The organism is Eikenella halliae (genome assembly GCF_001648475.1).
GTDB classification, from domain to species: Bacteria; Pseudomonadota; Gammaproteobacteria; order Burkholderiales; family Neisseriaceae; genus Eikenella; species Eikenella halliae.
The window spans coordinates 1-10,513 of the sequence record NZ_LXSQ01000033.1; the positions used below are offsets into that span (position 1 = coordinate 1).

At 54.8% G+C, this 10,513-nt stretch carries 8 protein-coding genes and 1 pseudogene; 2 read left to right on the forward strand and 7 right to left on the reverse strand.

Annotation, left to right across the window (positions count from 1 at the left end; all coding sequences use genetic code 11):
* Positions 1-421: pseudogene (locus tag A7Q00_RS14265) on the forward strand (integrase core domain-containing protein); the annotation flags it as partial.
* Between the two features lie 58 nt (positions 422-479).
* On the opposite strand, the gene A7Q00_RS12535 reads toward A7Q00_RS14265, so the two are convergent.
* Both A7Q00_RS12535 and zwf read right to left on the reverse strand, forming a co-directional pair.
* Positions 480-884 carry a hypothetical protein gene (locus tag A7Q00_RS12535; protein WP_082887868.1) on the reverse strand — a complete coding sequence of 135 codons (405 nt, stop codon included), beginning with the start codon at positions 882-884 and terminating at the stop codon, positions 480-482.
* A gap of 130 nt (positions 885-1,014) precedes the next feature.
* Positions 1,015-2,463 (reverse strand): glucose-6-phosphate dehydrogenase, encoded by a 1,449-nt coding sequence (gene zwf, locus A7Q00_RS12540; protein ID WP_064090867.1) that lies wholly within the window; start codon positions 2,461-2,463, stop codon positions 1,015-1,017.
* 118 nt (positions 2,464-2,581) lie between these two features.
* Between zwf and pmbA the strand changes: the two genes are divergently transcribed.
* Positions 2,582-3,910, forward strand: a complete 1,329-nt coding sequence (pmbA, locus tag A7Q00_RS12545) for a metalloprotease PmbA (RefSeq protein WP_064090868.1) — start codon at positions 2,582-2,584, stop codon at positions 3,908-3,910.
* A 270-nt stretch (positions 3,911-4,180) separates the two neighbouring features.
* Here pmbA and pheT read toward each other — a convergent pair whose 3' ends face one another.
* The 5 genes from pheT to A7Q00_RS12570 all read right to left on the reverse strand — a co-directional run bounded on the left by pheT (position 4,181) and on the right by A7Q00_RS12570 (position 10,006).
* The gene (pheT, locus tag A7Q00_RS12550) at positions 4,181-6,541 is read right to left on the reverse strand and encodes a phenylalanine--tRNA ligase subunit beta (RefSeq protein ID WP_064090869.1); all 2,361 of its coding nucleotides are present in this window, start codon (positions 6,539-6,541) and stop codon (positions 4,181-4,183) included.
* 123 nt (positions 6,542-6,664) lie between these two features.
* Positions 6,665-7,657: a phenylalanine--tRNA ligase subunit alpha gene (gene pheS / locus A7Q00_RS12555; RefSeq protein WP_064090870.1), complete on the reverse strand. Its 993-nt coding sequence runs from the start codon at positions 7,655-7,657 to the stop codon at positions 6,665-6,667.
* Positions 7,658-7,808: 151 nt separating this feature from the next.
* On the reverse strand, positions 7,809-8,252 hold the full coding sequence (locus A7Q00_RS12560) for a DNA polymerase III subunit chi (RefSeq protein ID WP_064090871.1): 444 nt from the start codon (positions 8,250-8,252) through the stop codon (positions 7,809-7,811).
* A gap of 302 nt (positions 8,253-8,554) precedes the next feature.
* Complete coding sequence (trxB, locus tag A7Q00_RS12565; protein ID WP_064090872.1) at positions 8,555-9,502, reverse strand: thioredoxin-disulfide reductase; 948 nt, start codon at positions 9,500-9,502, stop codon at positions 8,555-8,557.
* 99 nt (positions 9,503-9,601) lie between these two features.
* Positions 9,602-10,006, reverse strand: a complete 405-nt coding sequence (locus tag A7Q00_RS12570; RefSeq protein WP_064090873.1) for a ComEA family DNA-binding protein — start codon at positions 10,004-10,006, stop codon at positions 9,602-9,604.
* Between the last annotated feature and the right edge of the window lie 507 nt (positions 10,007-10,513).

Consider the following 10,513-nt stretch of genomic DNA (forward strand, 5'->3'; position numbering starts at 1 on the left):
TCCCTGCCCCTACCTGATTGAGCACGTTTACTCCGACAACGGTACGGAATACAAAGGCTCGGCCAACCATGCTTTCGGAGTAGCCTGTTATGAGAACGGGATTGGTCAAAAGTTTACCCGGGTTGCCTGTCCGCAGACCAACGGTAAGGCGGAACGGGTTATCCGCACCCTGATGGAGAGGTGACATGGGAAACAGTCGTTTGACGGTCCGGAGCATCGGCAAAAGGAGCTGTGCCGCTTTGTTAATTTCTATAATACGGTGAAGCCGCACCGCAGTTTGGACGGCGATACGCCGTTTGAGGTCTTGCAGGCTTATTTCTCAATCTGTGGTGTAAACAACGCGACGATTTCCTACACCTATATGTGGGAATCAACAGCGTTGTTTACACTTTCAGCTTTTGCTTACAATAGGGAAATTTGATTATCTACATAGGTAACCAGTTACTTAATACTATAACTTTCCATATTCACCAAGAAATTTAATTAGTATCCGGCAATATTCTCCATTTTACAGTTTGGCAGCGGAACATATATACAGATTCCTTATCTGCGTACTCATCACTATACCAATAAAACCAATTATCTTTTTTTAAGAAAGTTGCTGAATATATCTCCAAGGTGAATTGGAGATCAATATTCATTGAAAACTTATCTACCTTTCCAAGCTCTAATTCAAATTGAATAAACCGTTCAGATATTTGCGTATCAAACCTAATATACATAGTAGGATTAGTGTTTATAATCATACCTCTATTTTTATTAACATATGTCCCGCTATTATAGTATATCTCCCTAATGCAACTATCATGGAAAGAAACGACTTCTCTCATAAATAATTCAATATCTTTTTCAGATTTTATTTCTTTCCACATGATATTGCCCATTTAATCCTTCTACTCCATGAAATTTGTTTTTCTGAATCCCCATCAAAATTTCTTATTCTATTCTTATTCAATCACAATGATGAAGAAAAGCATGAAATCTATGAGATAGGGTTTTCAGGTAGTCTCTGGCCTAGCGATTGCGCCAATCCACGCCGCAGACGGCGGCCATTTCTATGGCGGCTTCGGGGCCGTGACTGCCGGCGGGATAGAGCTGAGGTTCGGGTTGGTGTGCCGCCCAGTCGTCGAGCACGGGCTGGAGCCAGCGCCAGGCGGCTTCGAGTTCGTCGCTGCGCATGAAGAGGGCGAGCTTGCCGTCTATCGCGTCGAGCAGCAGGCGCTCATACGCATCGGCACGGCGTTCGGGGAAGACTTTGAGCAGGTCGAGGTCGAGCGCGGCTTCGTGTACGCACAGGCTGGTGCCGGGGGCTTTCATTTGCAGGAACAGCTTCACGGATTCCTGCGGCTGCAGGCGCACGCTGATGCGGTTGGGCGAGCCGCCGCAGCCGAATACGGGGTTGGCTTCGGGCCAGAAGTGGAGCACGATTTCGGCCAGCCGCCCGGCCATGCGTTTGCCGCTGCGCAGCAGGAAGGGCACGCCGCGCCAGCGCGGGTTGTCGATTTCGGCGCGTAGGGCGATGAAGGTTTCGGTGCGGCTTTGCGGGGCTACGTCGGCTTCTTCGCGGTAGCCGCACACATTTTCGCCCCGGATTTGGCCGGCGGTGTATTGGCCGCGCACCACGTCGGCGCGCACGCTGTAGGCGTTGAAGGGCTTGAGTGCGCGCAAAACGTTGAGCTTGGCGTTGCGCACGTCGCTATCGCCGAGGGAAAGCGGCGGTTCCATGGCGGTGAAGCACAAAAGCTGCAACAAGTGGTTTTGCAGCATATCGCGCAGGGCGCCGGTTTGGTCGTAGAACTCGCCGCGTTTTTCCACGCCGAGCTCTTCGGCAATGGTGATTTCCACGGCGCGGATTTGGGCGGCACACCACATCGGCTCGAACAGGCGGTTGGCAAAGCGCAGGGCGAGCAGGTTTTGCACGGGCTCTTTGCCTAGATAATGGTCGATGCGGTAGATCTGCTCTTCGCGGAAGAAGGCGGCCACGGCGGTGTTGATGCTTTGCGCGGAGGCGAGGTCGTGGCCGAGCGGTTTTTCCAGCACGATGCGGGTTGCGGGGCGGTTCAGCCCGGCAGCGGCCAGATGGCGGCAGATGGGCATGAAATAGTGCGGCGCGGTGGAAAGGTAAATCACCAGGGCGCGACCGTTTTGCCCGGCTTCGGCGCCGAGCAGCGCGGCGAGGTGGTGGAATTGTTCGGCGTTTTCGGCGTCTACGGACAGGTAGTTGATGCGTTGGCAGAAGGTGTGCCACGTTGCGGCTTCAAGGTTGGGAATATGCGGCCGGGCAGATTCCTCTACTTTTTTCAGGTAGCCTTCGCGCCCTAAATCGCGGCGGCCAAGGCCGATGATGCGGCCGCCCGGGTGCAGCGTACCGGCGGCGTGGGCTTGATAGAGGGCGGGCAGCAGCTTGCGCATCACGAGGTCGCCGGTACCGCCGAAGAAGACGATATCGAAAGGGGTAGGCATGGTTGGATAGGCCGTTAAGAAAAAACAGGCGCATTATAGCCCTGCTGTCAGGCTACCTGAAAATTTAGCATCGGCTCAGGTACAATACGGCGTTTTCATTTGATACGGGCACACCACCATGTTCAACCACAGCGAACAAACCCTGCGCGACGTTTGCGCCCAAGCCCTCGAGCTGGCCAAAGCCAGCGGCGCCACCGCGGCCGAAGCCGACGTGAGCGAATCCATCGGCCAATCCGTGCAGGTGCGGCTGCAGGAAATCGAGCACATCGAATACCAGCAAGACAAATCGCTCGACCTCACCGTGTATGTAGGCCGTCGCAAAGGCCGCGCCAGCACCGCCGATTTCTCCGCTGCCGCCATTGCTGACACCGTGCGCGCCGCGCTCGACATCGCCCGCTACACCGCCGAAGACCCCTGCGCCGGCCTGGCCGAAGCCGCTCTGATGGCCACCGAATTTCCTGATTTGCAAAGCTACCACGAATGGCCGCTGAGCACCGCCGAAGCCGCCGAGCTCGCCCGCCGCAGCGAAGCCGCCGCCCGCGCCGCCGATTCCCGCATCACCAATTCCGAAGGCGCCCACATCCAAACCGGCCACTACCAATATGTATACGGCAACAGCCACGGCTTTATGCAACACCAGCGCAGCAGCCGCCACAGTCTGTCTTGCAGCGTCGTGGCCGGCAGCGGCAGCGGCATGCAGCGCGATTATTGGTACGACCTCGCCCGCAGCAGCGCCGATTTGGATACGCCCGAACACATCGGCCAAACCGCCGCCCGCCGCGCCGTGCAGCGCCTCGGTGCCAAAAGCCTGCCCACCGGCAGCTACCCCGTGCTATTCGATGCCACCGTTTCAGGTAGCCTCATCGGCCACCTCGCCGGCGCACTCAGCGGCGGCGCGCTCTACCGCCAAACCAGCTTCCTGCAAGACAGCATCGGCCGCCAAATCCTCCCCGCCGCACTCAGCCTGCGCGAAGAGCCGCACCTACCCAAAGCGCTGGCCAGCACCGCCTTCGATACCGAAGGCGTCGCCACCCGCCCCCGCTTCGTGATTGAAAACGGCATCATCCAAGGCTACTTCCTCAGCAGCTACAGCGCCCGCAAACTCGGCCTGCCCACCACCGCCAACGCCGGCGGCGCCCACAACCTCATCCTCAGCCACACCCACCCAAGCCAGGCCGATCTCCTGCGCGAAATGGGCAGCGGCCTGCTCGTTACCGAGCTCATGGGGCAAGGCGTCAACACTCTCACCGGCGACTACTCGCGCGGCGCCGCCGGCTTTTGGGTGGAAAACGGCCAAATCGCCTACCCCGTGCAGGAAATCACCATCGCCAGCCGCCTGCAAGACATGCTGCCCAACATCGCCGGTGCCGCCAACGATGCCCTCAAACGCAGCGCCCACAAAACCGGCTCCCTGCTGCTCGAACAGATGACCGTGGCCGGGCATTGAGCGGGCGGGTGCCGGATGCGGTGAAAGAGGCTACCTGAAAATATAGTGAATTAACAAAAATCAGGACAAGGCGACGAGCCGCAGACAGTACAAATAGTACGGCAAGGCGAGCCAACGCTGTACTGGTTTTTGTTAATTCACTATATGAATAAAGGCTACCTGAAACAGGGGTATCCTCGCTGCTTCTCGACAACAGGTCAAGCCAAGTTCCGATGTGGTGCAACCTGTCTTGCCGCATCAAAACCCAGCCTCAGCCGTTGCAAGCCCTATCTAGCGCAGCTGTGCCCCAATGGTTTGGGCAGCGGCAATCAACTTCTGGACGATCTCTTCAACCGCATCATCCGTCAAAGTACGTTCCGCATCCTGCAAAATCACTTTTACTGCCATGCTCTTCATGTTTCCCGGCAGGCCTGCGCCGCGATAGACATCGAACAAGGTAATCTCTTGAATCAAATCGGATTTCACGCCGTGCAAAGCAGCCTGCAACTGCTCGAAGGTGGTGGCTTCAGGCATTACAAACGCCAAATCCCTGCGTACCGGCTGGAATTTCGATACTGCCTGATAGCGCGTTTTTTCGCGTTTCAACACGGCTGCCATATCGATTTCAAATACCAGCGGCGCTTGCGGCAAGTCGTATTTTTGCAGCCATTTCGGATGCAATTCGCCGACAAAACCGATGACTTGGCCGTCTGAAACGATATTGGCGGCGCGGCCGGGATGCAGGGCGGGATGTTCGGTTTTGACGAATTCAACCCATTTATTTTTCAACAGATTTTCTACATCGGCCTTGATGTCGTAAAAATCCGCGTTGCGCGTTTTCTCACCCCATTGTTCGGGCATCGCCGCGCCGTACCACAGGCCGCCGATGCGTTCGTTTTGCACAAACCGGCCGTCTGAACCTTTGCTGAACACGCGGGCAATTTCAAACACACGCACGCGGTTTTGCTTGCGGTTCAGATTGTTCTGCAAAATTTCCACCAAGCCGCCGATGAGCGTAGAACGCATCACGGCATACTGCGCCGCCAGCGGGTTTTGCAGGCGGATAGGGTTGGCATTGGCGGCAAAATCGAGTTCCCACTGCTCGTCAACGAAGGCATAGCTGACCACTTCGCGGTAGCCGCGCGCCGCCATTTCGTTATAAACGGCAAAACGCGGACGGCGGGTTTCGGGCAGGGCCAGCATTTTCAGACGACCTGAGGTGTAATCGTCGGGGATATTTTCATAGCCGTAAACGCGGCCGATTTCTTCAATCAAATCAGCTTCGATTTCGATGTCGAAACGGAAACTCGGCGCGGTAACACGGAAGCCTTCCGCCGTTTTTTCAGGCTGCAGACCCAAGTGCTGCAAAATGGTTTCCACCTGTTCGGCAGGGATGTCCACGCCCAATACTGTTTTCAGACGACCCAAACGCAATTCGACCTGTTTGTTTTCAGGTAGCCTGCCCAAGGCTTCCACCATTTCGCCTGCCGCACCGCCGCAGATTTGCAAAACCAATTCGGTAGCGCGTTCGATGGCATCAGCCTGCAAACGATAATCCACGCCGCGCTCAAAGCGGAACGACGAATCCGAACCAAAACCATATTGGCGCGATTTCCCTGCGATGATTTCAGGCGCAAACCAAGCCGCTTCCAGCACGATATTTTGTGTGTCGTCTGAAACCGCGCTTGCCGCGCCGCCCATCAGGCCTGCCAAACTCAACGCACCTTTTTCGTCGGCCACTACCAGTGTGTTTTCAGACAGAGAGACAGTTTTCTCGTTCAGACATTCCAGCGTTTCACCTTCGCGCGCACGGCGGATGTGCAGGCTGCCTGAAAGTTTGTCGGCATCAAAAACATGCATCGGCTGACCGATTTCCAGCATTACATAATTGCCAATGTCCACCAGCGCGGAAATACTGCGGATACCGCTGCGCTCCAAACGCTGCTTCATCCAATCCGGCGTGGCGGCGCGCGCATTCACGTTTTCAATCACACGGCTAATAAAGCGGCCGCAATCGGCAGGCGCATCAATCTGCACGGGCTGTTTGCGGCTGCCCGTGATGGGCGCGGCATGGATTGCAGGCTGCTTGAACGCGCAACCCGTCAGCGCAGACACTTCGCGCGCGATGCCTTTGATGCTTAGGCAGTCGGCACGGTTCGGCGTGATTTTCAGCGTGAACACCGTATCGTCCAAATCCAAATATTCACGGATGTTTGCACCGACAGGCGCGTCTTGCGGCAGAATGTGCAGGCCGTTCACGCCGTCGTCAGGCAGACCGAGTTCATCGGTGGAACACAACATCCCGTTCGACACCACGCCGCGCATCTTGGTCGGCTTGATTTTGAAATTGCCCGGCAACACCGCGCCCGGCAACGAACACGGCACTTTGATGCCCGCTTTCACATTCGGCGCACCGCACACAATCTGCACCAACTCGCCCGTACCCGCATCGACTTGGGTAACGTTCAAACGGTCGGCATCCGGATGTTTTTCAACGGATTTCACTTCGGCAATCACCACGCTCGTAAACACAGGCGCGGCAGTCTCGGCTTCTTCCACTTCCAAGCCAGACATGGTTAACAAATGTTCCAGCTTATCGGCGGAAAGTTCGGTATCGGCTTGGGTTTTCAGCCATGAGTAGGAGAATTGCATGTTATGTTCTCAATCAACTAATTAACTTTTTATCAGATTTTATTTTCAGACGACCTGTTTGCTTGGGAGTGTAGGCTGCTTTTTAACTTTGTTAGGGCAGTTTCTTTTAGGCAGCCTGCACAATCATTTCGCAAACTGCTTCAAAAAGTTCAAATCGTTATCGAAAAACAGCCGCAAATCATTCACGTTGTAACGCAACATGGCGAAACGGTCGAGACCGATACCAAAGGCGAAACCGGTATATTTTTCGGGGTCGATATTCACGTTTTTCAACACGTTGGGATGCACCATGCCGCAGCCGCCGACTTCCAGCCATTTGCCGTTTTCGCCCATGATATCGATTTCGGCGGACGGTTCGGTGAACGGGAAGAAAGACGGACGGAAACGTACTTGCAAATCATCGCGTTCGAAAAAGTGGCGGATAAAATCGGTGAACACGGCTTTCAAATCAGCGAAGGTTACACCCTCTTCCACCCACAGGCCTTCGGCTTGGTGGAACATGGGCGAGTGCGTAGCATCGCTGTCCACGCGGTAAACGCGGCCGGGTGCGATAATGCGGATGGGCGGCTCTTTTTTATCGAGCATATAGCGGATTTGAATCGGGGAAGTGTGCGTGCGCAAAACATCGCCGTTTTCAACGTAGAACGTATCCTGCATGGCGCGTGCCGGGTGGTTTGCAGGGATATTCAGTGCTTGGAAGTTGTGGAAATCGTCTTCGATTTCCGGGCCGTCTGCCACTTCAAAACCCATGCCGTGAAAGAGTTCGACCACGCGCTGCAAGGTTAGGGTTACGGGATGCAGGCCGCCATTTTCCTGCGAGCGTCCGGGCAGGGTAATATCAAGTGCTTCGGCGGCAAGCTGGGCTTGAAGTTTGGCTTCGGCCAACTCGGCGCGTTTGGCATCGTAGGCGGCTTGGAAACGCTGCTTGCATTCGTTGATGAACGCGCCGACGGTTTTTTTCTCTTCGGGCGGCAGGCTGCCGAGCTGTTTGAGCAGGGCGTTAAGTTCGCCCGTTTTGCCGAGATACTGGGCTTTGACGAGTTCGAGGGCTTGCTGGTCGGCGGTGTTTTGGATAGCGGCAATGCCGGCGGCGGCAATTTGTTCTGCGTTTTGCATATTTGATTGTGAAATTATGTTGGGGATGGGGCGGCACACCTGCAGGCTACCTGAAAAATCCGGCAGCAAAACCGAAGGCGGGAAGGCGGCATTTTAGCCGAAAATGGGCTGTTTTTATAGCAGACCGGCAAAGCGGACGATGGACAAAAAGCTAGGCTTTGCCCTGCATATTGTGGTGTTCGATTTTGAAACCGCCATTACGGTAGGCAGCAAAGCGGCGGCGGGCGGCGGCAAGCTGGGTTTCGCTGCGGCCGACGATTTCCAGCACACGTTCCGTCGTATTCGGAGCATCGCTCCACAAGTCTGCCGATAAATTCAGCACCACCAGGCTACTGTCCGCTGCGGGCAGAGCTTCACCTTCGGCCAGCAGTATCGGCGGTTCTGTCGGACAGGGATTTTCTTCGGGCAGCCAGATTTCGTGCGGCAGGAAGCTTTCGGCTTCGAATGCCCACAGCTGGCGGTCGAGGGTTGCCAGCTGCTTCGCGCCGCCGCACCAAGCCAGCACGCGGCAACCAGCTTCGACTGCGCGTTTGGCCAAACGGCAGGCGAAGGTTTCTAAATCGGCAACGTGGGTGTAGAAGGTCACGGTGGGCATGGGGCTACCTGAAAAATGGTGGGGAGGCTGGAGTCGGCAAATCGTTTGCCTGTGCCCTGCGGCTGGATTGGCTGCAAATGGCTTGGGCAGGGTGTTGGGGGTTTCAGGTAGCCTGTATTGTTACCCCCGTGCTTGCTCCCGGTGGGGAATAGCAGGCTACCTGAAATCTGGTAAGGCTAAAGGCTACCTGAAAACGCAAGCTGCAACGTAGTTAAAACAATGATTTGGCGCAGCAAGGCCGGGGTTCGGCGAAGCTAAATCGGCTTTCGGAGGTTTCGTTTTTTCAGGTAGCCTGAGTGCATTTAACGTTGCCGGTCGAGCCAGCGCTCGGCATCGAGAGCGGCTTGGCAGCCGGAGGCCGCGCTGGTGATGGCTTGGCGGTAGGTGTGGTCTTTCACGTCCCCCGCCGCCCAAATGCCTTCGATGTTGGTTGCGCCGATGTCGCCGCCGCTGCCGCCTTTGGTTTTCAGGTAGCCTGCGTCGTCCATATCGAGTTGGCCTTTGAAGATGTCGGTGTTGGGTTTGTGGCCGATAGCGATGAATACGCCTTTGACGGCAATGTCTTCGCTGCGGCCATTGTTGAATTTCAGCCGCGCACCGGTTACACCGCTGTCGTCGCCCAATACTTCTTCCAATACGGCTTCGGTTTTCAGGATGATTTTGCCCTCTTCCACGCGGCGCATCAGTTTGTCCACCATGATTTTTTCGGCACGGAAGCTGTCGCGGCGGTGTATCAGGGTTACGGTGTTGGCAATGTTGGCCAGGTAGAGTGCTTCTTCCACGGCGGTGTTGCCGCCGCCGACAACGGCTACGTCTTGTTTTTTATAGAAGAAGCCGTCGCAGGTGGCGCAGGCGGACACGCCGCGTCCGGCAAAGGTTTCTTCGCTCGGCAGGCCAAGGTATTTGGCCGATGCGCCGGTGGCCACAATCAGCGCATCGCAGGTGTATTCGCCCGCATCACCGATGAGTTTGAACGGGCGTTGCTGCAGTTGCGCGGTGTGGATGTGGTCGAAAACGATTTCCGTGCCGAAACGTTCGGCGTGGGCAAGGAAGCGCGCCATCAGTTCGGGGCCTTGCACGCCGTCGGCATCGGCAGGCCAGTTGTCCACTTCCGTGGTGGTCATGAGTTGGCCGCCTTGTTCCAAACCGGTGATGATGACAGGATTGAGGTTGGCGCGGGCGGCATAAACGGCGGCGGTGTAACCGGCGGGGCCGGAGCCGAGGATGATGAGTTTGTGGTGCTTAAACATGGCCTTCTCCAAATAAAATGGCGTTTATTGTACCTGCTTTCGAACACAAAAACACCGCCAGCTACATGGCAGGCGGTGCTTAAGGTTCGGATTTATTAATTAGGGGTTGGCAGCAGCCGGTTTTGCGGCGGCAGGACGAGCAGCTGCAGGTTTGTTGGCAGCGGGTTTGGCTGCTGGGGTAGCAGGTTTAGCGGCGGCCGGTTGCGGCTGTTGTTGAGCAGCCGGACTGGCAGCAGGAGTACGTGCAGCCTGACCATTGCCTACGGTGATTTCTGAAGAAATTTTCTGATAGATACCATTGCCAATGCCGCGTACGTTTTTAATGTCTTCAGGCGACTTGAACGGGCCGTTTGCGTTACGGTATTCCACAATAGCAGCGGCTTTAGACGGACCGATACCATTCAAAGTTTGCAACTCTTGTGCAGTGGCAGTATTAATATTCACCTGTGCCAATGCCCAAGAAAAACTCAGCAAGCTAACGATAATGAACAAGAACTTCTTCATAGAATTAACTCCTTGATGTTGAGCAATAAAAATTAGATACTTTTATAGTATAATTTAATGTTACTTTAAACGCAACCCAGCTTATCCTTATATGACAAATAATTGCATTATTTGCATAAAATCGTCACATTGTTTACATTTTTCTACGGCTTTCTACGCACGGACAGCGTTTGTTTTTTGCTTAACCGCTTTTTAAGCAGTTATCTATCATTTTTCAAGAACAAATCAGTTTTCCGCATCTATCGACATACTTGACAATACCAGAAGCTGCTTAATCTGATCTTCAATCAAAAGCCGAAAGTGCACACAACGCTGTTGATTTCCCCATGAAGAGAGGCCAGTTAAATATTAATACTCAGCTAGTCTCTTCAAGGTAGTCTCCTAATCAGCAAATACTATCCTCCCTTACTTATTCCTATGCCCTTATTCCTATCCCAGTTTATCTTCGCTTTTGTTTTCGCTGTATTTTCTTTTTGTTGTTTTCCACAAAGCACAACACCCGCCATC